We start from the raw sequence: 23537 nt of genomic DNA, 5'->3' as shown, positions 1-23537 counted from the left end.
GGTCGCATCACACCACAGGCAGTGCGTAGATCTCGTAACCGTGGATCGCCGTGAGGCGATTGCCGGAGATCGCGACCCGCCACGGCTCGCCGGGGTCCTTGTTGTCGTTGTAGACCCAGCGCGTCTTGCCGGTCTTCGCCTCCATCGCGAAGATGCCGCCGCCGTCCATGAACGACGCCCCGTACAGGGTTTCCCCGGCCCGGAGGAAGGTCGTCGGGGCCTCGTCAGCGCCGGGGTCCTCGCAGAGCCAGATCTTCTTGCTGCTCGCGGGGTTGATCGCCCACACGCCGTGGTCGTAGTCGCTGGTGTAGAGCACGCCGTTGATGAGCGTCGGATTCTGGAAGCCGCGGCGGCCGTTGGGCGACAGCGTCCAACGCGTTCTGCCGGTCTCGATGTCGACCGCTGTCAGCTTCTCGCCTGGCAGGTAGACGAGGCCCGGCCCCGGAGCGACGGTGGGTGTCCAGCCCCAGTCGTCGCCGATCTTCCTGGTCCACAGCTGGCTTCCGGTGGCCGTGTCGCGCACGGTGACGTTGTGCTTGGAGTCGGTGTAGACGAGGTACTTTCCAGAGACCGTCCCCTCCACGCCCCAGTCAGTGGTGCCCCAGTCGCGCTTCTGCAGCCACACCTTCTGTCGCGTGCTGAGGCTGATCGCGGCGACACCGGTGCGGTAGTCGGTGGCGCTGCGCGAGTCGCTGTGGTCCGTGACGACGACGTACACGTTCTTCGCGTCGATGGCCATCGTCTTCTCGACGGTCACGTCCTTGCCCAGGCGGCTGCGCCAGGCCTCCTTGCCGGTCTTCAGGTCCAGGGCCTTGAGTACACCGTCGATGTCCGTGTCGGCCAGGAACAGCTTGCCCTCGGCGACCAGGAGCGGGGCGCCGGGCGGGCACACGTCCTTGCGGGACCAGCGTGCCTTACCCGTCTTCACGTCGTACGCCACCAGCGGGTCGCCGCTGATGAGCAGCATGCCGTCATACGTCAACAGGGGCTGGTTGGTGCTGATGCTGTCCTCCGCCACCGGCTTGTGCCACAAGGCCTGTGGCTCAGTCCCCGCCGGGGGCGTGGTGAAGTTCTCCGTGGCTGGTTCGGTCGAACCGGTCGTGCTGTTCCCGTCGGTCGACGTATCTGAACCGCCGTCCCGAGACAGCCACCAAGCGGTGCCACCGCCCAGCACCGCGACCCCGGTAACACCGGCGGTCAGGCCGAGGAGACGGCGGCGGGAAGGGCCGACGGGTTCGGGAGCCGCCGTACCGAGGTGGACGGTGCCGGGGAAAGGCGTGCCCGTGCCGTAGGGCGGGGCCGGTGTGCCCCCCGGCGCAGTGCCATAGGCAGGGGCGGGTGTGCCGTACCCCGGCAACGGCGTTGCGCCCGGTGCAGGCGTGGCGCCATCCAGCATCGTCGGCGCCGGGCCGAAGACCGGTGCCGGGGCGTCCGGGGCCTCCAGGTCCAAGATCCCCGCCGCATGCGTGGCGATCGTCGAAGCCACCGCCGACGGCAGCCAGTTGGTCAGTACGGTCTCGACGCCGCCGGGGGCCAGGGCCGCCACGAGTTCGCCCGGGGCGGGCCGCTGGGCGGGGTCCTTCAACAGGCAGGCACGGATCAGACCGAGCAGGGACTGCGGTACGCCGGTGAGGTCGGGCTCGCCGTGGACGATCTGGTAGAGCATGGCCGCGTGGGACGCCGCGTCGTCGCCGAAGGCGTTGTGTCCGGTGGCCGCGAAGGTCAGAACGGCGCCCAGGGAGAAGACGTCGCCCGGTGTGCCGACGTCCCGGCCCAGGGCTTGCTCGGGCGGCATGTAACCGGGTGAGCCGACCACGACTCCCGTCTGGGTCATGCGGTTTCCGTCCACCGCACGTGCGATGCCGAAGTCGATGACGCGGGGGCCGTCGGCGGCCAGCAGGACGTTCGAGGGCTTGAGGTCACGGTGGATCAGGCCCGCCGCGTGGATCTCCTGGAGGGCGGCGGACAGCCCTGCGCCCAGTGCGCGGACCGTGTGTTCGGGGAGTGCGCCGTGGGCTTCCACCACGTCGGTGAGGTCGGGGCCGAGCACGTACGACGTGGCCAGCCACGGTAGCGCCGCGCTCGGGTCGGCGTCGACGACCGGGGCGGTGTAGCGGCCCGAGACCGCGCGGGCTATCTCGACCTCGTGCTCGAAGCGGCGGCGGAAGTCGCCGTCCGCGGCCAGGTCCGGGCGTACGACCTTCACCGCGACCGTGCGTCCGCCGGGCGAACGGGCCAGATACACCCGGCCCATGCCGCCCGCACCCAGTCTTCGCAGCAACCGGTAGCTGCCCAACTCCCGCGGATCGTCCGGCTGCAGTGTCTCCATGGTCGGGCCTTCCCCGTTGTCGCCTCTGCGTCGCCTGTACGGATTGCCGTCCGTGCGGTGCGCGTGACGTTGTTCGCTTTCGCAGACACAGTAGTAACGGGTGGGACGGACGAGGAGGGCAGGTCCGGCGAGTACTGCTGGATCAGCGGCCGTTACCCCTACGTCTCCCTCGTGGGCTTGGCCGCGACTGTCGTCGGCGCGGTGCTGCTGATCACGGCCTGCGGTCTGTACGCCAGGCGGCGCCGAGCATCTGAACCGGCAGCTACTTGACCTTCGCCATCCGTGCCACCGGATCCCCCGCCTCCGAGTTGTCCTGCTCGAACTTGAGGTCACCCCCGACGGGAGTCAGCCGCACCTCGTGCTCGCCCTTGGTGCAGACGTCCCGGTTGGACTTCTTGGCGATGCTCGTGGCGACGAGCTGCTTCTTCGTGACCTGCTTCAGGATGAGTACGTCGTCGCAGAGGCCGCCGATCTGGTCGGTCTGGCGGAAGGTGCCCAACTCCTTGCCCACGGCGGCCTGGTGGACGGTGACCCGGAAGGTGCCCATGGGGAGGGTGCCACCCAGTGCCAGACCGTCGCCCTCCCAAGTGCCCAGGTAGGAGGTCGGGATCGCGGACGAATACTCCCCGTCGCCCGGAGCGCTCGCGCTCACCGTGGCCGAGGGGTGCGCGCCACCCGCCGAGCTGCCCGCGTCGTTCGACCCGCCGCCTCCCGGCATCAGGTCGAACAGGAACGCCGAGCCCACCGTCACCGCCGCCAGCGCTCCCGCGACGGCGAGGGCGACCGTGCAACTCATTCTGTGGCCACGGCCGTTCGCACCGGGTACGGAGGTCGCGGCCACGCTGACGGAGACCTTGCCCGGATGTCCGGGGGGCGGTGGCACCGCGTCCTGCGGCTCCCGCTGATCCGGAACGCCGGGTACCTGCGCAGGCATCACAGGCGGCGGCCCGAACACCCCGCCCGACAGCGGCACCCCGGTCCCCGCTCCGGTCCCTCCTCCTGCCCCGCCTCCGGTCCCGGCTCCGGCCCCTCCCCCTGCCCCGGCTCCGGCCCCTGAACCCGCCTCCACCGAAGGGCTGCTGAAGCCCACCGGCCCGGAAGGCGCCGCCTCCGCAGCCCCCGCAGCTTCAAGGTTCAGCAGCTGTACGGCGCTCCGGCTCACCTGCTCCACCAGAGCGCCCGGCAGCCATCCCGCCGTCACCAGCCGGGCCGCGCCCTGCGGGGCCAGCCGGACCGCCACCTCGTCGGGAGTCGGACGCGCCCCCGGGTCCTTCGCCAGGCAGGCCGACACCAGCTCGTGCAACTGCCCTTCCATGGCCCCCAGTCGGGGCTCCTCGTGCACCACCTTGTAGAGGAGAGCGGCGGAGGAGTCCCCGGGGAAGGGGGACTCGCCCGTCGCCGCGTACACCAGGACCGCGCCGAGGGAGAAGACGTCCGCCGCCCCCCCGACCCCCTTGCCGAGGATCTGCTCCGGCGACATGTAGCCGGGGGAGCCGACCGAGACCCCCGTCGAGGTCAGCGACGCCGTGCCGTCCGTGGCGCGTGCGATGCCGAAGTCGATCAGCAGAGGACCGTCGAGGGTGAGCAGCACGTTCGACGGTTTGACGTCGCGGTGGACGAGCCCCAGTGTGTGGACCGCCGAGAGCGCCTCGGCGAGGCCCGCGCCGAGGACTCGTACCGAATGCACCGGGAGGGGACCGCCGTCCGCGACGGCGGCGGTGAGCGAGGGACCGGCCGCGTACCCCGTGGCGACCCAGGGGACCGATGCCTCCGGGTCCGCGTCCAGGACCGGGGCCGTCCACGCGCCGCCCACCCGCCGAGCGGCCTCGACCTCACGGCGGAAGCGGGCGCGGAACTCCTCGTCGAGAGCGAAGTGCGGGTGCACGATCTTGACGGCGACTGTACGGCCGCCCGCGCTGCGGCCCAGGTAGACGCGCCCCATGCCGCCGGAGCCCAGCCGGCCGAGCAGCCGGTAGGGCCCCACGGCTGTGGGTTCGTCGACTCCGAGCGGCTGCATGGCGCTCACGGCTCATCCCTCCCCCGTACGCACCGGACGCACTGCCCAGCAGCGTAGTGCCGTATGCGCCGCCGCAGGCGCCCCACGCCCGAGGACCCGAAGGGCCCTCAGGCCTCCAGCAGTCGTACGTTCACATCCGTCGGGAACCCCGTCGTCGCGCCGACCCGGCGCGCGAACTCCCGTACCGCTTCCAGCTGCGGACGGCCGAAGCGGAAGTCGAGCGTCGTGAAGTACTGCGCCAGGACCTGCTCGTCGAAGGCCTCCCAGCGCGCCGCCTGCTCGGCGACCTTGCCGACCTCGTCGAGGGAGAGGTCCCGGGATGCCAGGAAGGCCTCGTGCACCTTGCGGGTGACGGCCGGCTCGCGCTCCAGGTAGTCGCGCCGGGCGGCCCACACGGCGAAGACGAACGGAAGGCCCGTCCACTCCTTCCACAGGGAGCCGAGGTCGTGCACCTGAAGACCGAACTTCGGCCCGTCGAGCAGATTGGCCCGCAGCGCCGCGTCACCGATGAGTACGCCGGCGTCGGCCTCCTGCATCATCAGACTGAGGTCGGGCGGGCACGTGTAATACGACGGCTGGACGCCGATCTTCTCGGCCAGCAGCAGCTGCGCGAGCCGAACGGACGTCCGCGAGGTCGAGCCGAGCGCGACCCGGGCACCGTCCAGCTGGTCCAGCGGGACCTGCGAGACGATCACGCAGCTCATCACCGGCCCGTCGCAGCCCACGGCGATGTCCGGGAAGGCGACCAGCTCGTCGGCGTGCTTGAGGAACTCGACGAGCGTGATCGGCCCGATGTCGAGGTCGCCCTGCACCAGCTTCTCGCTGAGCTTCTCCGGGGTGTCCTTGGTGAGCTCGAAATCGAGGAGCGTCCCTGTTCTCGCGAGCCCCCAGTACAGGGGCAGGCAGTTCAGGAACTGGATGTGGCCGACGCGCGGCCGGGTGCGAGAATTGTCCACATCGCGAGGCTAGACCCCATGAGGTACGGTGCAGGCCTCAGGGTCCCGGAGTGGTTCCGGAAACTATCTCGACCCCTTGTGTCAACCCTTGTGACACCGCGACGTCAACCCATCCCCGACCGGGGTCGAACATTCGGGTGACGTGATCTTGTCCTCTATTGCTTTCGGCTGCCTGCGTGCTAGGCTCGCCGCAAGTTGCAGTTTGGTTTCCCTTGCAGTACAGAGCCTGCGGAGCATGTGACCGCGGGCTCTCGTCGTTTTCAGACGTATGCAGTTGTTTACACAATCGCAGGTTCTGGAGCAGGGCAACCCTTTGGGCCCAAGGAGGGCTTATGGCTACCGGAACCGTGAAGTGGTTCAACGCTGAAAAGGGCTTTGGTTTCATCGCCCAGGAAGGCGGCGGCCCGGACGTCTTCGTCCACTACTCCGCGATCAACGCGAGCGGTTTCCGCTCTCTCGAAGAGAACCAGGCGGTTTCCTTCGACGTCACGCAGGGTCCGAAGGGCCCGCAGGCGGAGAACGTCACCCCGATGTAAGCATTCGGCTCCATGAGCCCAATGCTTTGATCCGGAACGGATAGCAGTACCCAAGGAGCCCCGCGCCAGCCGGTCGCGGGGCTCCTGCCTTTGTGTTCACACGTGCTGCATCACGAGCACGAACGTCGTCCCGGGCTCCAGCGCCTCGTACGCGTGCGGCACGTCGCCGCGGTACGACATGTAGTCGCCGGGCCCCAGCTCCACGGCGTCCCCGGCAGGCCCCGCCTTCACCTTCCCCGTGCTCACGATCAGGTGTTCCACCGTGCCCGGGATGTGCGGTTGCGACTCCCGGGCCGCGCCCGGCTCCGCCCGCAGGTGGTAGATGTCCCGGCGGGCGCCGGGCGGGCTGGCCGACAGCAGGGTCGCGACATAGTTGGCCTGCTCCGAGGCGACAGCGGGCCCCCGACCGGCGCGGATCACCTGGACCGCCGGAGCGGGCGGCTCGACCAGCGCGCTGAACGGCACCCCCAGCGCCACGCCCAGCGCCCAGATCGTCTCCATGCTCGGATTGCCGCTCGCCGCCTCCAGTTGGGAGAGCGTGGACTTCGCGATGCCGGCGCGTTTGGCCAGTTCGGACAGGGAGAGTCCGGCGCGGGCGCGCTCGCGGCGCAGCGAGGCAGCGATCCAGTCGAGGGGGAGGCGGGACGGGGTCCCGCCCTCTGCGTCAGTCACTTCGTTCGCTCCATCGGTACGATCGTTCTCCTTGACGAACAGAGCACTCGCTGTTCATTGTAGAAAACATGCGTTCGCTACTCCGAACACCCTTGACCGGCGACCGGGAACTGCTCAGGGACGTCGCCCTCGTCTGTCTCGCCGGCGGGATCGTCGGCGTGTCGTTCGGGGCCATCGCCGTGGCCGGCGGGGTTCTACTCGAGCGCCAACGGTGGCACCAACTGTGTGGTCAACGTCGCGCGGAAGTACTACGGGCAGAAGCAACTGCTCAAGGTCACCGTCCGGCAGGGCGACCGGTTCAAGAAGCAGGAAGACTACTTCTACGAGTACGCCGGCCCGGTCAGCCTGACCAGCATGGACGGACACTGCGTCACGGTCAGCGGCTGGGTGACATCTCCCAGCGGCTCCAGGGCGGTCGGCGACCAGTGGACGGACGTCCACTGCGGCTGACGGTGATCAGGCGGCTCTGAGCCGACCTCGCGAACCCGCGCTGCTCACCGCTTGTACAGCCCCTCCACCTCCCGCCCGAAGTCCCGCATGATCGCCTCCCGGCGCAGCTTCATCGACGGGGTCAGATGGCCCGCCTCCTCCGTGAAGTCCACCGGCAGGACGGCGAAGCGGCGGATGGACTCCGGGCGGGAGACGAGTTTGTTCGCTTCGTCCACCGCTCGCTGGAGGATCCGGCGCAACTCCTCGTCGTTCACGAGGAGTTCCGCCGGAACCGGGTGCTTGCGGTTCATCTGACGCCAGTGGGTGATCCCGTCGAGGTCGAGGGTGATCAGGGCGGTGATGTAGGGACGACCGTCGCCCAGGACCATGCACTGGGAGATGAGGGGGTGGGAGCGGAGCCAGTCCTCCATGGGGGCCGGGGCGACGTTCTTGCCGCCGGCGGTGATCAGGATTTCCTTCTTGCGGCCGGTGATGGTCAGGTAACCCCCGTCGTCCAGCTCGCCTATGTCGCCGGTCGCGAACCAGCCGTCCGGCGAGGCGGCGACCACACCGCCCGCGTGCGGCTCCCAGTAGCCGCGGAAGACCTGCCCGCCGCTCAGCAGCACCTCCCCGTCGCCCGCGATCCGCACCCGGGTGCCGGGCAGCGGCCATCCCACCGTGCCCAGCCGCGGCTTCTGCGGCGGGGTGACCGTCGCGGCCGCGGTGGACTCCGTCAGCCCGTACCCCTCGAAGATCTCGATGCCGGCGCCCGCGTAGAAGGCGGCGAGGCGGCGGCCCAGTGGGGAACCGCCGCAGATGGCGTAACGGACCCTGCCGCCGAGGGCGTTGCGGATGCGGCGGTAGACGAGCGGGTCGTAGAGGGCGCGGGCCGCGCGGAGGCTGCGGCTGGGCCCCGGGCCCGTGCCGTGCTGCCGGGCCTCGACCGCCTCGCCGTACTTCCTCGCGATGCCCGCCGCGCGGTCGAAGGACGAGCCGCGGCCCATCTTCTCCGCCGTCGCGCGGCCGGTGTTGAAGACCTTCTCCAGGACGTAGGGGATGGCGAGGAGGAAGGTCGGTTTGAAGGAGGCGAGGTCCGCGAGCAGGTCCTCGGTCTGAAGGCTCGGCGCGTGGCCCAGTTTCACCCGGGCACGCAGACAGGCGACCGCGACCATACGGCCGAAGACGTGCGAGAGCGGAAGGAAGAGGAGCGTGGAAGCCGGGTCCTGGGTGCGGGACTTGAAGATCGGGTAGAGCAGCTCGACGGCGTTGTCCACCTCGGCGAAGAAGTTGCCATGGGTGAGGGCGCAGCCCTTGGGGCGACCGGTCGTGCCCGAGGTGTAGATGAGGGTGGCGAGCGTGTCGGGACCCAACACCCCGCGCCGTACGGTGACTTCCTGGTCCGGGACGTCCTGCCCGAGCTCGGCGAGGCGCTCCACATGGCCCTTCTCGAAGACCCACATGTGGCGCAGGTCGGGTATGCGGTCCCGCTCCGGGCCGAGCGCGGCCGCCTGCGCGACGGTCTCCACGGCGAGCGCTACGGCGCCCGAGTCCTGAAGGATCGAGCGGGTCTGGTAGTTGGAGGAGGTCGGGTACACGGGGACGGTGACGAGGCCCGCTGCCCAGGCGGCGAAGTCCAGGAGCGTCCACTCGTACGTCGTCCGGGACATGATGGCGATACGGTCGCCCGGGGCCAGGCCCTCCGCGATCAGCCCCTTCGCCACCGCCTGCACCTGCGCGGCGAACTCCGCCGCGCTCACATCCGTCCAGCCGGTGCCGTCCTGGGACCTCCGACTGAGGACCGCCTCCCCCGGGGTGGCGCTCGCGTTGTCGAACGGAATGTCCGCGAGGGAACCGTGGGTCACCGGTGCGACGAGGGGCGGCAGCGCGACCTCGCGTACGACTCCGTCCAGCCGCCTGATCTCGGGCTCCGTGGGGGGCGGTTCGGGGGAGTACAGGCTGGACACGGGCGGCTCCTTGTCGGCCGGGGGCCGGGGCGGGTGCGAGGGCGCGCCAGAGGGCGCGAATCCTCATACGGCCCTGGGGGGTGAGGGGTTCACGGGGTGTCGGCAACCGGGTGAGACGGGGATCCTACGGCGCGTGCGTGTGGGGTTTGTGGGGCTTTGGGGCGGGCGCGGTGCGAGTTACCCGGGGTATCGAGGGCTTCTTTCGCCCCCTCCGGCCCTTCCCGTCCCGCACCTGGGGCCTGCGCCCCCAGACCCCCCTGGGTTGTCCTTCGGGTGCCGGCCGGTGGGGGCTTGTCGCACAGTTCCCCGCGCCCCTGGCGGGGCGCTCCGCTCAGGCGCGCATCTCGCGGGCGAGGTTGAAATCCCGGCTGCGCTTGAGGACCGCCCCGGCAGCCAACTCCCCGACCGCGCCCGGCCCTTCGAGCCCGTACCGCTCGACGAGGCCGTCGACCACCGCGGTCGGCATCTCCTGGTTGGAGGCGGTGGCGCAAGGGCCGTCGGAGCGGGCGAACGGGATACGGGCACCGCCGACGACCGCGACGGGGCGCGCCTTCGGCGGCTTCAGGAGACTCATCTCGACCTGCCCCTCACCTTTGACATACGCCGACATGGACTTACCTACGGTAACCTTACTCCAGAGTAAGCATCCGAGGGGCAGGGAGCTGGACATGGCCGACCGCTATCTGAGCTTCGCCGGCACCGCGCCCGGCCTGGTCCGCTCCCTCGCCCCGCGCGCCCTGGCGGAGCACGGGCTCACCGTCAATGCGGTCGCGCCGGGCTTCATCGAGACGGGAATGACGGCCGCCGTCCCCCTCCTCATCCGCCCGGCGGGCCGCCGGATGAACTCCCTCGCCCAGGGCGGACTGCCCGCCGACGTCGCCGAGACGACGGCCTGGCTCGCCCACCCTGCCTCCGGCGCGGTCAACGGCCAGGTCGTACGGGTCTGCGGCCAGAGTCTGCTGGGGGCGTAATGTCCGACACCCTCACCAGCTCCCCCGCGCTCGGGCCGCTCCTCGCCCGCGGTGCCCTTCTCTCCCCGCTCAAGCGTCCCCGCCCCGACGCCGCCGTGCCCGCGACCCGGCTGGTACTCCCCGGCGTGCGCGTCGACCTCGCCCGACTCGCCGCCTACGAGCGGGTGTGCGGCTTCGCGACGGGGGCGGACGCGCTGCCCGTCACCTACCCGCACGTCCTCGGGTTCCCGCTGGCCATGCGGATCATGGCGGGCCGTGCCTTCCCGCTGCCACTGCTCGGACTGGTGCACACGTCGATCGAGATCACCAGGCGAAGCGAGCTCGCGGCCACGACGGCGTACGAACTCGCCGTGCACGTGGCGGGCCTGGCGCTGCACCGACGGGGCACCGAGGCGACCGTCATGACCGAGGCGCGGACCGAGGGCAGCCTCGTATGGGAGTCGCGGAGTACGTACCTCGCGCGGCACGGCCGGAGGAATGAGAAGAACCGCGACCACACGACCGACACGCCCGCCGCTCCGCACCGGCCCCCGGACGCCGAGCCCCTCCCCGCTCTTCCCTCCCTCGCCGAATGGCGTCTCGCCGGAGACGTCGGGCGGCGTTACGGGGCCGCTTCCGGGGACCGCAACCCCATTCACCTCTACCCCCTCACCGCTCGCCTCTTCGGCTTTCCCCGCGCCATCGCCCACGGCATGTGGACGATCGCCCGCTGTCTCGCCGCGCAGCAGCTCGACGAATCCGTATATGTGCGCGCGGAGTTCAAGGCGCCCGTTCCGCTCCCGGGCACAGTGACGTACGCGGCCGACGGCGGGCGTTTCGAGTTGCGGGGCGGGGAGCGGGTCCACCTCAGTGGTGAGACGCGGGCGTTGTCCGACTGAGCGCGGGGGCCGCGGGGACCACCACGGCGGCTCCGGCCGCTCCCGAGGCCTCTGGGCTCCCCCGCTCCCGCGGCCCCTACGGCCCCCGCGGCGGCGGGGGTTCCGGAAAACCGGGGCTGTGCGGCGCGGTTCCAGCCGCGCCGGCACCGATGTCGTCCTCGCCAACACCGCGTACGACGCGGACCGGTTCCGCGGCGCCTTCGCCAGCGTCGGGGTGGATCCGGACTCCGTCGTGGAGTGCGCGCTGCCGTTCCTGGGCGGCGCCCCGTACGCGCTGTCCGCCGACCGCCCCTTCACCCTTGTCTTCGCGGTCCAGCCCTCCGTGCCCGAGGGCCGGGAGTCCCGGCTGAAGCTGCTGGAGCGCGCGGCCGCGCACGCCCGGCTCCATCCCGACCGGCTCGTCCTGATGAAGCTGCGCAGTCTTCCCGGGGAGCACACGACGCACGTCGAGGCCAACCCGTACCAGGTGCTCGTCGAGGAGCTGGCCCAGCCCGCGCCCGCCAACTTCCAGCTCGTCTACGGCAACATGGGCGAAGTCCTCGACCGTACCGACCTGTTGGTGACCGTGAGCTCCACGGCCGCGCTGGAGTCGATGCACCGGGACATCCCGACCGCGATCCTCACCGACTTCGGTGTCCGCGAGGCGCACGGCAACCACTACTTCGTGCACTCCGGCTGCCTCGCCTCCTGGGACGACCTGGACGCGGGAGCACTGCCTCGCGTCGATCCGGTGTGGGCGGCGCGGCAGGGCATCGGCAAGAGCGACCCGTACGCCGCCGCCCGTGCCCGGCTCGACGCGCTGCGCGCCGACGGATCGTTGCCGCCGCTGCGGCCGTACTACTCGCCGCAGCGGGCCGGGGCCTATCTGGGCGGCATCCTGGAGCGCAACGGTTTCGACGAGAAGGGCAGGCCGCTGCCGGTTCCTCTGGGCGGGGGCGGCGCGGGTCCCCTCAGGGCGGTCGTCCGCCGGGCCGCCCGCAGCGGCGCCAAGTCCCTCTACCGGGTGGGCCGCGAGAAGGTCGCACCCGCCCTCCGCCGCTGGGGGCAGGCATGACCGGGCGGCACCGCCCGGGAGCGAGACCGATCACCGCCTGTGCGGACGTCGCCGACTGTCTCGAGCCGGACACCTCCGAGCGGGCGGCCGCCTTCCTGGAAAAGGTGATCCGCGCATGACCTGGAACACCACCCTGAAGCGGACGGCGACATCCGCCTTCGAGAGCGAGGCCGACCGGCTGCTGCACGCTCGCGTGTTGCGGACTGGAGCCTCCGCGAAGGGCGGCAACCCAGGCTCCTCGAGCCGAGCCTCCACAACAGGGCGGCAACCCAGGCTCCTCGAGCCGAGCCTCCACAACAGGGCGGCAACCCAGGCTCCTCGAGCCGAGCCTCCACGACAGGGCGGCAACCCAGGGCTACGCGGACTGAGTCTCCACTGCGGGCAGTGGCCAGGGCCGCCCCTCCATGAGGTCGCCCAGGCCCGCCCAGGCGAAGTTCATCAGGGTCGCGGCGGCCTGCTTGGCGGAGACGCCCGGGGTGGCGTTGGCCCAGGCGGCCAGGGACTCGGCGGCGCCGACCAGGGCCTCGGCGAGACCGGCGACCTCGCGTTCGGGGAGGGACGGATCGCGGTGGGCCTCACGGGCGGCCACGACGATCAACTGCGTGACGAACACGACGAGTTCCTCGCGCATCGCGGCAACCTCGGCCGCGAACGGCTCACCGTGCGTACGGGCCTGCAGATGCAGAACCGCCCAGCCGTCGTGGTTCTCGGCAGTGTGCGTGAAGAACGCCCGCAACCCTTCCCAGAGTTGACGGTCGGCGGGCAGACCGGGCCGCACACCCGCGCGGACGGCTTCGGTGAGCGCCTTGGCCTCACGCCGGATGCATGCGGTGAAGAGGTCTTCCTTCGAGTTCAGGTACAGGTACACCAACGGCTTGGACACGCCCGCCAGTTCGGCGATCTCGTCCATCGAGGCGGCCCGGTACCCCCGCTGCCCGAAGGTCGACACGGCGGCGTCCAGCATCTGCTGTTCACGCACCGCACGCGGCATCCGCTTGTTCTTCACAGCACCCATGCGGGCAAGCGTACGATCGCCCGCCCCCGGGCCGGGACGGTCAGGAGCGGCAGGGAGGATATGGGGCGGTAAGGAGTGCTACGAGGTCTGGCCCTGCGCCCCGTGCGTCGCGTCGTCCGCGATGTCCTCCTGGCTGCGGTTGCTCTCCAGGTTGGCCTTGATGCGGTCCACGCGCGCGACGACCTGGGCGGAGGCGCGGTCGCGCTCCTTGCGCAGCACGACGAAGCTGATGGGTGCGGAGATCAGCAGGGAGAGCAGGACGACCCACATGTAGTTGGAGTCGCCGAGCCCGCGCGGGGCGATACCGGAGTAGACGAGGCCCCAGACGACCACGAGGCAGCCCGCGAAGATACCAAGGCGCATCAGTGTGTAGCGGCCCATGTCAATCCACTCTTCCGTATCGAATGTTCCCAAAGGGCACCGTCCAGTGAAGCATGCCTGGACGGTGATCTTGAACGGGGGCCGGGTCGGCGGGCGATATCAGCGCAGGGGAAGCCACATCATGATGTCGTCGCGGTAGTCGTCCGCCGAGACCCGCAGTCCCCCGGGCACCCGGCCCACCTCCTGGTAACCGCAGGAGGCGTAGAAGCGCTCCAGGCCCGTCCCGCCCCGGCACGTCAGCTTGAGGGCCTCCAGGCCCAGCGTCCGGGCGTGCTCCTCGACGGCGGTCAGCAGCGCCCTGCCGTGGCCGCCGCCGTGCAGCGCGGGGTCCACCATGACCGTGGTCACCCAGGCGAAGTGGTCCTGGAGCCGGTGCGTGTTGAAGCCGAGGAAGGCCGTGGCGCGCAGCCGTCCCGCGCCGTCGAACCCGGCCAGCAGCCGGTGCCGGCCCTCGGCGACGGTCCGCGCGTAGCGGTCGGTCTCGGGGCGTACCGGTACGTCACCCGGCCGGGGAAGCCGACCGCGCCGCCCGCGTTGCTGACGTCCGCCCACAGCCGGGTCAACTCGTCGAGGAGGCCGGCCGTGAGCTCGGGGCGAGCCGGAAGTCCAGAACCGTGGCCGGCCCCGAGCGCGGCTTCGTGCACAACTCCATGGTCATGGAGCCTAAGCTCCGCGATCCGGGCCGCTGAGACCGGGTCGCCGCCCCCGGGGGACTCAGACCCGCATCGGCTGCGGCGACTCCCGGCGCGCCGGGTCGGGGCCGTCGTACTCGCGGATGATCTCGTAGCGCGTGTTCCGCTCCACCGGCCGGAAGCCGGCGTCGCGGATCAGGTCGAGCAGGTCCTCGCGGGTCAGCTTGTTCGGCGTGCCGTAGTTGTCCGCGTCGTGCGTGATCTTGTACTCGACGACCGAGCCGTCCATGTCGTCGGCGCCGTGCTGGAGCGCGAGCTGCGCGGTCTGCACGCCGTGCATGACCCAGAAGACCTTGACGTGAGGGACGTTGTCGAAGAGGAGACGGGACACCGCGAAGGTCTTCAGGGCTTCCGCGCCCGTCGCCATCTGCGTGCGTGCCTGCAGCCGGTTGCGGACCTTGCCGTCCTTCATGTCCACGAAGTCGTGCTGGTAGCGCAGCGGGATGAAGACCTGGAAGCCGCCGGTCTCGTCCTGGAGCTCACGCAGCCGCAGGACGTGGTCGACGCGGTGGCGGGGCTCCTCGATGTGGCCGTACAGCATCGTGCACGGGGTCTTCAGACCCTTCTCGTGCGCGAGGCGGTGGATGCGCGACCAGTCCTCCCAGTGGGTGCGGTGGTCGACGATGTGCTGCCGGACCTCCCAGTCGAAGATCTCGGCTCCACCACCGGTCAGCGACTCCAGACCCGCGTCGATCAGCTCGTCGAGGATCTCGGACGCGGACAGCCCGGAGATCGTCTCGAAGTGGTGGATCTCCGTGGCGGTGAAGGCCTTCAGGGAGACGTTCGGCAGGGCCTTCTTCAGCTCGCTGAGCGAACGGGGGTAGTACCGCCAGGGCAGGTTGGGGTGCAGGCCGTTGACGATGTGCAGCTCGGTGAGGTTCTCGTTCTCCATCGCCTGGGCGAGGCGGACGGCCTCCTCGATGCGCATCGTGTACGCGTCCTTCTCGCCCGGTTTGCGCTGGAACGAGCAGTACGCGCAGGACGCGGTGCACACGTTCGTCATGTTGAGGTGACGGTTGACGTTGAAGTGGACCACGTCACCGTTCTTGCGGGTGCGCACCTCGTGCGCGAGCCCGCCGAGCCAGGCCAGATCGTCCGACTCGTAGAGCGCGATGCCGTCCTCGCGGGTCAGCCGCTCACCGGCCCGGACCTTGTCCTCCAGCTCGCGCTTGAGCCCGACATCCATGCGTGTACCTCTCCCTGTGACGAACCCCGACAACCGTACTCCCCCACCCTTCGGGCAGGAGGTGCCCCCATCAGGCACTTCGTGCCCTAGCCCTCTTCAGGCAGTTCCCCGACCCGGTTCTCCCACTTCGTGGAGAGCACGATCGTCGTACGGGTCCGGGAGACACCCTTCGTCCCGGACAGGCGCCGGATGGTCTTCTCCAGCCCGTCCACGTCGCTCGATCGCACCTTGAGCATGAACGAGTCGTCGCCCGCGATGAACCAGCAGTCCTCGATCTCGCTGAGGTCCCGCAGCCGGTGCGCCACGTCCTCGTGGTCGGCGGCGTCGGAGAGCGAGATGCCGATCAGGGCGGTGACGCCGAGGCCGAGCGAGGCCGAGTCGACCGTCGCGCGGTAGCCGGTGATGACGCCCGCGGCCTCCAGCCGGTTGATGCGGTCGGTGACGCTGGGTCCCGACAGACCGACGAGGCGCCCCAACTCCGCGTAGGAGGCCCGGCCGTTCTCCCTCAGGGCCTGGATGAGCTGCCTGTCCACCGCGTCCATGCGATCGAAGCCTTCCACTGAAAAGGTCTGAAGAGTTCCTGAAGTGCCTGAAAGTGCTGAGTGACTGGGTACTGCTAGGTGACCGGGTACTGCCCGGTGCTCAGGTGGTGCTGCCTCGCGAACCGCCACCCAGTTGGCCCTCCCACCGGCGGTACAGGTCGTGCTCGACGCCCGCCGCGTCGAGGACCCGTCCGGCGACGAAGTCCACCAGGTCCTGGATGTGCGTGGCTCCCGCGTAGAACGCCGGCGAGGCGGGCAGCACGATCGCGCCCGCGTCGTCCAGGGAGACCAGGTGCCGCAGCGTCGGCCCGTTCAGCGGGGTCTCGCGGACGGCGACGACGAGCTTGCGCCCCTCCTTGAGCGTGACGCTCGCGGCGCGCTGCAGCAGGTCCTTCGAGAGTCCGAGGGCGACCCCGGCCACACAGGCCGTCGAGGCAGGCACGATGAGCATGCCCTTCGCGGGGTACGAGCCCGAGGACGGTCCCGCCGCCAAGTCGCCCGCGCTCCAGTGCCGTACGGCGTCCATACGTCCCTCGAAGGCGTCGAAGGTGCCGGGCTTGCCGTCGGCGCCGCGGGCCAGCCACTCCCGCAGGTCGCCGCGCCAGTGGGCGTCGCGGAAGGGCAGGCCGGTCTCGTCGAGCAGGGTGAGCCGGGATGCGCGCGAGACCACCAGGTCGACGCTCTCCCCCGCCTGAAGAAGCGCACGCAGCACAGCGGCGGCGTACGGCGTACCGGAGGCACCCGACACCCCCACGATCCAAGGCCGGCGCTGCGTCTGTCCTGGCTTCATGATGTCGAGCCTATCCGGCCACTGCCGAGATTCAGACCGTGAGCCCGCGCACCAGCAGATCGAGCAGGGCGCAGACGAACAGGGCGATGCCGATGAAACCGTTGACGCTGAAGAACGCGCGGTTCAGGCGGGACAGGTCGTGCGGCTTGACGATGGAGTGCTCGTAGAGGAAGGCACCCGCGACGATCACCAGGCCGAGCCAGAAAAAGGCACCGGCGCCGGTGGCCACCGCGTACCAGACGAAGAGGGCCGTGGTGACGGCGTGACAGCCGCGAGCGCCCCAGATCGCGGCCGGGATGCCGAAGCGCGCCGGCACCGACAGCACGCCGATCTCGCGGTCCGTCTCGACGTCCTGGCAGGCGTAGATCAGGTCGAAGCCGCCGATCCAGACGCCCACCGCGAGACCGAGGACGAAGGCGTTCCAGGACCACTCGCCGGAGATCGCCAGCCAGCCGCCGATCGGGCCCATCGCCTGGGCGAGACCGAGGATGGCCTGCGGGAAGTTCGTGAACCGCTTGCCGTACGGGTAGACGACCATCGGGATGACCGCGATGGGGGCCAGGGCGAGACACAGGGGGTTCAACAGCGCGGCCGCGCCGAGGAAGAAGACCAGGGCGACCAGTGCGCCCGTCCACGCGTGCTTCACCGACATCGCGCCGGTGACCAGTTCGCGATGGGCCGTGCGGGGGTTGCGGGCGTCGATCTCGCGGTCGATGATCCGGTTCGCCGCCATCGCGAACGTGCGCAGCCCGACCATCGCGATCGTGACGAGCAGCAGCCGGCCCCAGTGGATGTTCTTGTCCCACTGGAACATCGCGGTGAGCGCGGCGATGTACGCGAACGGCAGCGCGAACACCGAGTGCTCGATCATGACGAGGCGCAGGAACGCCTTGGTGCGGCCCGGCTGCGGGAGCGCCGCGGAAGCTGAACTCACAGGCCGTACTCCTTCCAACGACGGTCGACCTTCGCCGCCGTCTCCGGGTCGGACAGCACCATCTCGGGCCAGCCGCCGTCCCGGGTGTAGCCCTCCTCGGGCCACTTCTTCGTTGCGTCGATGCCTGCCTTGCCGCCCCAGAACTGCTGGTAGGAGGCGTGGTCGAGGTGGTCGACCGGCCCTTCCACGACCGTGAGGTCACGGCCGTAGTCGGTGTTCCCCAGCGCCCGCCACGCGACCTCGTGCAGATCGTGCACATCGCAGTCCGAGTCGACGACCACGATGAGTTTCGTCAGGGACATCATGTGGGCGCCCCAGATGGCATGCATCACCTTTTGAGCGTGCTTGGGGTATTTCTTGTCGATCGCGACGATCGCGCAGTTGTGGAAACCGCCCGCCTCGGGGAGGTGGTAGTCCACGATGTCCGGCACGATGATCTTGAGGAGAGGGAGGAAGAACCGCTCCGTCGCCCGACCGAGAGGTCCGTCCTCCGTCGGGGGCCGCCCCACGACGATCGACTGGAGCAAGGGCCGCTTCCGCATGGTGACGCAGTCGATCTTGAGGGCCGGGAACGGCTCCTGCGGCGTGTAGAACCCGGTGTGGTCGCCGAACGGCCCCTCGGGCAGCATCTCGCCCGGCTCCAGCCACCCCTCCAGCACGACCTCGGCCTGCGCCGGGACCTGGAGCGGCACCGTCTTGCAGTCCACCATCTCGATCCGCTTGCCCTGGATGAACCCGGCGAAGAGGTACTCGTCGATGTCGCCGGGCAGCGGGGCGGTCGAGGCGTACGTCACGGCAGGGGGGCAGCCGAAGGCGATCGCGACGGGCAGTCGCTCTCCCCGCCTCGCCGCCACCTGGTAGTGGTTCCGGCTGTCCTTGTGGATCTGCCAGTGCATGCCGATGGTGCGCTTGTCGTGGCGCTGGAGGCGGTAGAGCCCGAGGTTGCGGATGCCGCTCACCGGGTCCTTGGTGTGGGTGAGCCCGAGGTTGAAGAAGGAGCCGCCGTCCTGCGGCCAGGTGAAGAGCGCGGGGAGGGTGTCGAGGTCGACGTCGTCGCCGCGCAGCACCACCTCCTGGACCGGCGCCTCCTTCACCTTCTTCGGCGGTACGTGGGTCATCGCGCCGAGCTTCCCGAAGGCCTCGCGCACCCCGACGAACCCGTGCGGCAGCTCGGGCTTGAGCAGCCCGCCGATCTTCTCGGAGATCTCGCCGTACGACTTCAGCCCGAGGGCCTTCAGCAGCCGCCGGTCGGTTCCGAAGACGTTCATGGCCAGTGGCATCGCGGAGCCGCGCACATTCTCGAAGAGCAGCGCGGGCCCACCGGCCTTCTGCACCCGGTCGACGATCTCCCCGACCTCCAGATACGGGTCCACCTCGGCCTTGATGCGCTTGAGGTCGCCCTCGCGCTCCAGTGCCCGGAGCAGCGAGCGAAGATCGTCGTAAGCCATGTGTCCAAGTATCTGCCACCGGCTACCCTGTGCCCGTCACCGGGGCCCTGTGCCGCCCCGCCGTAGCTCACTGGGGGAACGTTCGGCCATGCTCAGGTATCTGCCCTTTCTGCTGGTCCTGGCGCTGTGGATCTACGCCTTCATCGACTGCCTGAACACGCCGGAGGAAGAGGTCCGGGGCCTGCCCAAGGTGGTCTGGGTCATCATCATCCTGCTCTTCGGCGAGGTGCTGGTCGGCCCGATCGCCTGGCTGGTCGCGGGCAGGAATCGGCGGGGTCCGGCGGGCGGTTCCACGCCCTCCGAGTGGCATCGCAACCACCGCACGCAGTACGTCGCGCCCGACGACAACCCCGAGTTCCTCAACTCCCTCAAGGCGGAGCACCGCAAGGACGAGGCACTCCTGAAGGACTGGGAGGCCGACCTGCGGCGCCGCGAGGAAGAGCTGCGGCGGCGCGAGCGGGGTGAGGAGTCCGGGGGCTGATGGAGCTGCGGCTGCTGGTCACGTTCGAAAAGGTCGCGACCGTGCTGAGCTTCACGCGGGCTGCCGCCGAGCTGACGTACGCGCAGTCCAGCGTGACCAGTCAGATCCGTGCCCTGGAATCGTCGCTCGGCACGGAGCTCTTCGACCGGCTCGGCAGCCGCATCCGGCTGACGGAGGCGGGTGAACGGCTCCTCCCCTACGCCCGGCAGATCATCGAGCTGAGCGAGGAGGCCCGGGCGGCGGTCGTCGGCGCGCAGGAGCCGGTCGGCGCGCTGACCGTCGGCACGATGGAGTCGCTGACGTCGTACCGTCTGCCGCCGCTCCTCGAGTTCTTCCACCACCGCTACCCGGGCGTACGCCTCTCGCTGCGCACGACCATCGGCGACGAGACCCGACAGGCGCTGCGTCAGGGCACGTACGACGTGGGCTTCCTGATGGAGGAGGAGACCGAGCACGTCGGGCTGGAGTCCGAGGTGCTGACGGTGGAGCCGCTGGCGCTGGTGGCGGCGCCCGGGCACCCGCTGGCCGGGAAACCGGTCGGGACGGCAGACCTCGTACGACAGCCGCTGCTGGCGACCGAACCCGGCTGCGCCTACCGGGACTTGTTCGAGCGGGAGCTCGACTCCCTTGGTACAGACCCGGTTTCCTTCATGGAGTTCGGCACCATCGAGGCCACCAAACGCGCGGCGACGGCCGGTCTCGGGGTCTCGCTGCTGCCCGAGGTGACGGTCGCCGCCGAACTCGCCGAGGGCGCTCTCGTACGACTGCGGTGGGAGCCGCCGTTCACGCTTCGGACGCAGTTGGCGTGGCGGTCGGGGAAGCGGCTTCCGGGGCATGTCCGGCTGTTCGTGGAGCAGGCGCGGCGGCTGGTGTCCGAGGAGTCCGCGGCCCCTTCGGAGCCCTCTGAAGGGTGACCTTCAGGCTTGCCAGCACGATCAACGGGACGCCCAGCGCCTGGACGAGCCCGATGTGGTGGCCGTACACCGCCCAGTCCATGACCATCGCGACGGCCGGATAGGTGAAGGCGAGCACGGCGATCTTCGAGGTCGGCAGCTTGGCGTACGCGGCGTACATCAGGACGTACATCAGCCCGGTGTGGATGATCCCGAGCCCGACCAGCCAGCCCCAGTCCGCGCCCTCGCCGCGCATCGCGCCGAAGTCGGCGAAGGGGAGCAACAGCGGGATGCCGACGAGGACTTGGACGAGGGCGATGAGGTGCGGGCGGACGCCCGTGATGCGCTTGGTGACCAGGGTGGACAGACCGTAGAGGAGCGCGGCGAGGAGGGCCTGACCCACGCCGACGACATACGCGAGCGCGCCCCCGGTCATGCGCCCAGCAGGTTCGCGCCGAACGCGGATGTCGGGTCCGGGGCGAGCGCCAGGCGGTCCGAGAAGATCAGGTTGGCACAGAAGATGGGGGCGAAGGCCAGGGCGATGGCGGCGGCGAGCCGTGCGGCGAAGGGCAGTGAGAGCACGGCGTGTGCCGGGACGAGCCAGGCCACCGCGAGGGTGCCGAAGAGCAGCAGTGGAGCCGGCCGAGCCCTCCAGCCCTTTGGTCCACTTGGTCCACTTGGTCCACGAGCTGGATGCGTAAGCACCACCCGTCCTTCGGCGACCTCACCCGCCGCCTGGTCGGCTTCGCGTTCAGCGCGGCGCTGCGCAAGGGCCAAGTGCGTTGTCCCGGCACGCAGAACGGCACCCGGCCCCTGGGGCGGGTGCCGTTCTGCGGGTGTGCCCCGGGGACGGGCCTAACCGGCCATGGACGCGGCGTACGGCGACAGGGCCGGAGCGAGCTGCACTCCGGGGGCCAGGCCGAGGGCGACGAGAGCGTCGGGCAAACCGCGTCCGACCCGGGCCCCTTCCGCCGTGCCCGGGAAAGCCAACTGGCGGCAGCTGGCCGCGATGATCTCGAACAGGTGCTGCACCCGGCCAGGTCCGCGGGGCAGCAGCTGACCGTGGAAGTCCTCGTGGTGAGCGAGAACGAGGGCGGCGAGGCCCGCGACGTGGGCCGAGGCCGTGCCGGTGCCGTCGAGGGCCGCGTAGCCGCCCTGCGGGGCGCACGACATGACCGCCACACCGGGGGCGACCGCGTCGATACCCGGGCCGTAGCCGCTGAACGGCGCCGCGAACAACCCTTCCGGTGTCAACTGGGGCCCCGAATGGGTGGCTTGGGAGGTGTCCTGCGGGTACGAGCCGAAGACTCCCAGTGCCCCCACGGCGAACACGGTGGGCAGCGAGCCCGGGAAGGCGACCGGCCCGCCGGTGTCGCCCGTCGGGGCGACGCAGGCGATGCCCGCCGCGTTGGCGTCGGCGAGTTTGCGTGAGACCAGCGCCGACGAGTACGGGGTGGCCACCGCGATGTGGGCGATGTCGACCTCGCGGTCGATGCAGTGGTCCAAAGCGGTGATGAGGTCGCTGAAATGCCCGTCGGGCATCACCTGGCAGACCTCGATCTCGGCGTCGACCGCGATTCCGATGATGCCCTTGCCGGTGTCCGCCCCGGCGATGATGCCCGCCACGTGCGTACCGCTGCCCACCATGTCGTGGGCCCATCCGCCGTCCGTGCCGCGCACGAGATCGACCCCGGAGCGCACCCGTTCCTTCAGATCGGGGTGCTCGGCGCTGACGCCCGAACCGATGAGCGCGATCTTGACGCCGAAGGCGCGGAACGTGGGGGGCAGCCGGTCCAGCCGCATGGCCTGCTGGCCCCAGCCGTACTGCTGCCGCTTCTCCAGCTCCGGGTACACCTCGGCCAACGGGGTGAGGGTGACGAGGTTCTCCCCGGTCGCCGACAGGTCGGGGCGGTGGATCCAGCGGTCCGTGTATCCGCCCGCGGGCCGGACGTACAGGGCCCGAACGGACTGTGCGGTCTCCGTCGCCAGCGTGACGGTGACCGTCCCGTCGGCGCCGGTGACGCCCTGGCCCGGCCATGTCGCCCCGATCAGGAACACTCCCGCGCCGGCCAGCGGTTCGCCGTCCGGGCCGCACACGCGCAACGAGATGTCCACAGGTTCTTCCAGCGGCATGACCAGCCCCGGATCGCGCAGGGGCAGAATCCCCGCGGTCGGCATGGCGGCGGGCCCCGTTCCGGCCAGCGGCAGGTCCTGCTCGATGTGCAGGTGCAGGGACCGCATCGCCGGCACCTGGGCCTCGGCCGCCTCGACGACCGCCACCTCCGGGCAGGAGGGGGTCAGCCCGACCGACTGGAGCTTCTCCGACGGCCGGATTCTGCGGATCACCTTGACCTCGGGCATCCGGTCCAGCTGGTCACACACCGCGTCCATGCCGAGTTCGGGCACACCCGGTGGGAGCAGATTCTGCGGCAGCGATGTCACCAAGAACCGCTCCCGGCGCGGCTGCACCGGGCGCGACGACTTCGCGCGTTCCTTGCGCGGTCCCGTTTGTCCGCCCTCGGGTCCCCGCCCACCTGCCCCCGCGCCCTCGGACGCGCTCTCGCGGTTGTTTGCGGGCCTTTCCTTGACCATTACGTCCACCTTCACCACGCCTACCTCGTAATTTGTGCTCCTGATCCGGCGACGGGCGGCCGGGGCTGCCACGGTGATCCCGCGCTTCCACGGTGATGCGGTGTGCCCGGGAACTCCGGGCACACCGCATCACGCGCCGCCAGGATCAGCCGATACCGAAGGGCTGACCCATCTGGCCGTAGCCGAAGCCGGACTGCTGGTACTGCGGGAACTGCTGGCCGTACGACTGCTGGCCGAACCCGCCGCCCCACGGCTGCTGGCCCTGCTGGCTCTGGAAGCCCTGCTGACCCTGCTGACCCTGCTGACCCTGCTGGCTCTGCTGGAGCAGCGTCACGATCGCGGTCGGCAGCGCCTGCTGCACGGACTGCTCCACGGCGGAGCGGACGCCCGCGTGCAGCGTGTGGTGCAGCGCGAGCGCCAGGTACGGGTGGGCCTGATGGGCCAGACCCTGCTGCTGGAGCTGCTGCTGGACCTGCTGGATCTGCTGCAGCGTCTGCTGCATCCGCTGCGCGATCTGCGTGCTGGCCTGCTGGCAAGCCTGCTGGATCGCCTGCTGGACCACCTGCCCGATCTGCTGCTGCGGGGCGCCGCCGATCTGCTGACCGAACTGCTGCAGGGGCTGGGGACCGGTCATCACCGACATGAATGCTCCGTTCGATGGCATGACGAGAAGGTCGACATAAGGGATTTATGTGGACCTGTCGGCAAAATTCCGACGTCCCGACGCTAAGTTGGCGTCGCCTCGGCCGCAATCGGAGGGCCACTCCGGCCGGACAC

The 23537-nt window shown here is 70.2% G+C and carries 22 protein-coding genes and 5 pseudogenes; 9 read left to right on the top strand and 18 right to left on the bottom strand.

Annotated elements, in window-relative coordinates; genetic code table 11:
* Positions 1-7 precede the first annotated feature (7 nt).
* The 3 genes from OG390_RS30150 to OG390_RS30140 form a co-directional block, all read right to left on the bottom strand.
* A complete protein-coding gene (locus OG390_RS30150; RefSeq protein ID WP_406172594.1) occupies positions 8-2329 on the bottom strand; it encodes a protein kinase domain-containing protein in 2322 nt (773 codons plus the stop codon).
* 262 nt (positions 2330-2591) lie between these two features.
* Positions 2592-4346, bottom strand: a complete 1755-nt coding sequence (locus tag OG390_RS30145) for a serine/threonine-protein kinase (protein ID WP_406177922.1) — start codon at positions 4344-4346, stop codon at positions 2592-2594.
* Positions 4347-4453: 107 nt separating this feature from the next.
* Positions 4454-5302, bottom strand: a complete 849-nt coding sequence (locus OG390_RS30140) for a menaquinone biosynthetic enzyme MqnA/MqnD family protein (RefSeq protein WP_406172593.1) — start codon at positions 5300-5302, stop codon at positions 4454-4456.
* A gap of 332 nt (positions 5303-5634) precedes the next feature.
* Here OG390_RS30140 and OG390_RS30135 point away from each other — a divergent pair, with 332 nt between their 5' ends.
* Positions 5635-5838 (top strand): cold-shock protein, encoded by a 204-nt coding sequence (locus OG390_RS30135; RefSeq protein WP_067282429.1) that lies wholly within the window; start codon positions 5635-5637, stop codon positions 5836-5838.
* A 96-nt stretch (positions 5839-5934) separates the two neighbouring features.
* Here OG390_RS30135 and OG390_RS30130 read toward each other — a convergent pair whose 3' ends face one another.
* A complete protein-coding gene (locus OG390_RS30130; RefSeq protein WP_406172592.1) occupies positions 5935-6510 on the bottom strand; it encodes a helix-turn-helix domain-containing protein in 576 nt (191 codons plus the stop codon).
* 68 nt (positions 6511-6578) lie between these two features.
* Here OG390_RS30130 and OG390_RS30125 point away from each other — a divergent pair.
* Positions 6579-6704: pseudogene (locus OG390_RS30125) on the top strand (branched-chain amino acid ABC transporter permease); the annotation flags it as partial.
* A 31-nt stretch (positions 6705-6735) separates the two neighbouring features.
* Positions 6736-6960: a hypothetical protein gene (locus OG390_RS30120; protein ID WP_406178382.1), complete on the top strand. Its 225-nt coding sequence runs from the start codon at positions 6736-6738 to the stop codon at positions 6958-6960.
* Between the two features lie 44 nt (positions 6961-7004).
* On the opposite strand, the gene OG390_RS30115 is transcribed toward OG390_RS30120, so the two are convergent.
* Together OG390_RS30115 and OG390_RS30110 are read right to left on the bottom strand one after the other, a co-directional pair.
* The gene (locus OG390_RS30115; RefSeq protein ID WP_406172591.1) at positions 7005-8903 is read right to left on the bottom strand and encodes an AMP-dependent synthetase/ligase; all 1899 of its coding nucleotides are present in this window, start codon (positions 8901-8903) and stop codon (positions 7005-7007) included.
* 343 nt (positions 8904-9246) lie between these two features.
* Positions 9247-9477: pseudogene (locus OG390_RS30110) on the bottom strand (acetyl-CoA C-acyltransferase); the annotation flags it as partial.
* Between the two features lie 133 nt (positions 9478-9610).
* Between OG390_RS30110 and OG390_RS30105 the strand changes: the two are divergent.
* The 4 genes and pseudogenes from OG390_RS30105 to OG390_RS30090 form a co-directional block, all read left to right on the top strand.
* A pseudogene (locus OG390_RS30105) lies at positions 9611-9874 on the top strand (SDR family oxidoreductase); the annotation flags it as partial.
* Entirely contained in the window at positions 9874-10752 is an 879-nt protein-coding gene (locus OG390_RS30100; protein ID WP_406172590.1) for a MaoC family dehydratase, read from the top strand. The pseudogene OG390_RS30105 and the gene OG390_RS30100, both read left to right, overlap by 1 nt.
* Positions 10753-10870: 118 nt before the next feature.
* Positions 10871-11806, top strand: coding sequence for a DUF6716 putative glycosyltransferase (locus OG390_RS30095; RefSeq protein WP_406172589.1), 936 nt, complete (start codon positions 10871-10873; stop codon positions 11804-11806).
* On the top strand, positions 11803-11925 hold the full coding sequence (locus OG390_RS30090; protein ID WP_406172588.1) for a hypothetical protein: 123 nt from the start codon (positions 11803-11805) through the stop codon (positions 11923-11925). The genes OG390_RS30095 and OG390_RS30090 overlap by 4 nt, the downstream gene beginning before the upstream one ends.
* A 236-nt stretch (positions 11926-12161) precedes the next feature.
* Here OG390_RS30090 and OG390_RS30085 read toward each other — a convergent pair whose 3' ends face one another.
* The 8 genes and pseudogenes from OG390_RS30085 to OG390_RS30050 all read right to left on the bottom strand — a co-directional run bounded on the left by OG390_RS30085 (position 12162) and on the right by OG390_RS30050 (position 18794).
* The gene (locus OG390_RS30085; RefSeq protein WP_406172587.1) at positions 12162-12821 is read right to left on the bottom strand and encodes a TetR/AcrR family transcriptional regulator; all 660 of its coding nucleotides are present in this window, start codon (positions 12819-12821) and stop codon (positions 12162-12164) included.
* Between the two features lie 78 nt (positions 12822-12899).
* Positions 12900-13202: a DUF4229 domain-containing protein gene (locus tag OG390_RS30080; protein ID WP_399083586.1), complete on the bottom strand. Its 303-nt coding sequence runs from the start codon at positions 13200-13202 to the stop codon at positions 12900-12902.
* Positions 13203-13301: 99 nt separating this feature from the next.
* Positions 13302-13846, bottom strand: a pseudogene (locus tag OG390_RS30075) (GNAT family N-acetyltransferase).
* Positions 13847-13916: 70 nt separating this feature from the next.
* The gene (mqnE, locus tag OG390_RS30070; RefSeq protein WP_406172586.1) at positions 13917-15080 is read right to left on the bottom strand and encodes an aminofutalosine synthase MqnE; all 1164 of its coding nucleotides are present in this window, start codon (positions 15078-15080) and stop codon (positions 13917-13919) included.
* An 86-nt stretch (positions 15081-15166) separates the two neighbouring features.
* Positions 15167-15622 carry an Lrp/AsnC family transcriptional regulator gene (locus tag OG390_RS30065; RefSeq protein WP_399083577.1) on the bottom strand — a complete coding sequence of 152 codons (456 nt, stop codon included), beginning with the start codon at positions 15620-15622 and terminating at the stop codon, positions 15167-15169.
* A 100-nt stretch (positions 15623-15722) separates the two neighbouring features.
* On the bottom strand, positions 15723-16412 hold the full coding sequence (locus tag OG390_RS30060; RefSeq protein ID WP_406172585.1) for a UbiX family flavin prenyltransferase: 690 nt from the start codon (positions 16410-16412) through the stop codon (positions 15723-15725).
* A gap of 31 nt (positions 16413-16443) precedes the next feature.
* On the bottom strand, positions 16444-17346 hold the full coding sequence (gene mqnP / locus OG390_RS30055; protein WP_406172584.1) for a menaquinone biosynthesis prenyltransferase MqnP: 903 nt from the start codon (positions 17344-17346) through the stop codon (positions 16444-16446).
* Positions 17343-18794: a menaquinone biosynthesis decarboxylase gene (locus OG390_RS30050; RefSeq protein WP_406172583.1), complete on the bottom strand. Its 1452-nt coding sequence runs from the start codon at positions 18792-18794 to the stop codon at positions 17343-17345. The genes mqnP and OG390_RS30050 overlap by 4 nt, the downstream gene beginning before the upstream one ends.
* Positions 18795-18882: 88 nt before the next feature.
* Here OG390_RS30050 and OG390_RS30045 point away from each other — a divergent pair, with 88 nt between their 5' ends.
* Together OG390_RS30045 and OG390_RS30040 are read left to right on the top strand one after the other, a co-directional pair.
* Positions 18883-19275: a PLD nuclease N-terminal domain-containing protein gene (locus OG390_RS30045; RefSeq protein WP_406172582.1), complete on the top strand. Its 393-nt coding sequence runs from the start codon at positions 18883-18885 to the stop codon at positions 19273-19275.
* On the top strand, positions 19275-20189 hold the full coding sequence (locus OG390_RS30040) for a LysR family transcriptional regulator (RefSeq protein WP_406172581.1): 915 nt from the start codon (positions 19275-19277) through the stop codon (positions 20187-20189). The genes OG390_RS30045 and OG390_RS30040 overlap by 1 nt, the downstream gene beginning before the upstream one ends.
* Here the strand turns inward: OG390_RS30040 and OG390_RS30035 are convergent.
* The 4 genes and pseudogenes from OG390_RS30035 to OG390_RS30020 form a co-directional block, all read right to left on the bottom strand.
* A pseudogene (locus OG390_RS30035) lies at positions 20071-20580 on the bottom strand (EamA family transporter); the annotation flags it as partial. The gene OG390_RS30040 and the pseudogene OG390_RS30035 overlap by 119 nt on opposite strands.
* Positions 20581-20600: 20 nt before the next feature.
* Positions 20601-20873: a hypothetical protein gene (locus tag OG390_RS30030; protein WP_406172580.1), complete on the bottom strand. Its 273-nt coding sequence runs from the start codon at positions 20871-20873 to the stop codon at positions 20601-20603.
* Between the two features lie 150 nt (positions 20874-21023).
* Positions 21024-22775, bottom strand: coding sequence for a S8 family serine peptidase (locus tag OG390_RS30025; protein WP_406172579.1), 1752 nt, complete (start codon positions 22773-22775; stop codon positions 21024-21026).
* Positions 22776-22905: 130 nt separating this feature from the next.
* Positions 22906-23403 (bottom strand): hypothetical protein, encoded by a 498-nt coding sequence (locus OG390_RS30020; RefSeq protein ID WP_406172578.1) that lies wholly within the window; start codon positions 23401-23403, stop codon positions 22906-22908.
* Between the last annotated feature and the right edge of the window lie 134 nt (positions 23404-23537).

It is taken from the genome of Streptomyces sp. NBC_00996 (genome assembly GCF_045162675.1).
Lineage (GTDB): Bacteria > Actinomycetota > Actinomycetes > Streptomycetales > Streptomycetaceae > Streptomyces.
This window is presented reverse-complemented; position numbering and strand designations above follow the sequence as displayed.